General features: G+C 52.3%; 1 pseudogene. It reads left to right on the forward strand.

The window, feature by feature from the left end:
• Positions 1-822 (forward strand): annotated as a pseudogene (locus FME68_RS12920) (IS3 family transposase); the annotation flags it as partial.

Genomic DNA, 822 nt, shown 5'->3' on the forward strand with positions numbered 1-822 from the left:
GACAACGCCCAGGCGACGACTGATTCTGAACGGATCCGCCAGCTAGAAAAAGAAGTCTCTAAGCTTCGTGAAGAACGTGACATCCTGCGTAAGGCCGCGAAGTATTTTGCCGAAGAGACACGCTGGTGATCCGCTTCCAGTTTGTCTATGACTACCGAACCGAGTACTCGGTCAAGCGGATGTGCCACGTGTTAAAGCTCAATCGCTCCTCGTTCTACAAATGGCTCAACACCCGTGAAAAACGCAGGTTAAAGACGTGTTCCGATGCCCTTCTTGGTGCGAGAATCAAGACTATCTTCGATGATGAGCACGGGCTTTATGGTGCTAAACGCATCGCTGCAAGCCTCAACGACGATACGGACTTTCCTCCGACTAATCACAAGAAGGTCGCACGCATCATGAAATCCATGGGGCTGAAAGGCTTTACTAAACGGCGTCGATGCATCACCACCAGGCGCAAGCCTGGACATCGAGTCATGCCAGATTTAATAGGCCGCAAATTCACAGCTGACAGGCCGAACCAGGTCTATGTAGGCGATATCACCTACCTGCCGTGTAAGGGCGGCAAGAACATGTACCTGGCCACGGTCATCGACGTCTACTCGCGCAAACTCGTCGGCCATGCACTCGCTGACCACATGCGGGTATCGCTGGTTATCGAAGCTTTATCCCATGCCAGAAAAGTCCGCGGAAGTCTTAAAGGGGCAATTTTCCATTCCGATCACGGCAGTGTGTACACCTCACAAGCATTTAGAGAGCACTGCGCTGTACTTGGTGTTCGCCAATCCATGGGAGCAGTGGGTACAAGTGCCGATAATGCCC

The sequence above is a fragment of the Corynebacterium hiratae genome, assembly GCF_009708045.1.
In the GTDB taxonomy this organism is placed as follows: domain Bacteria; phylum Actinomycetota; class Actinomycetes; order Mycobacteriales; family Mycobacteriaceae; genus Corynebacterium; species Corynebacterium hiratae.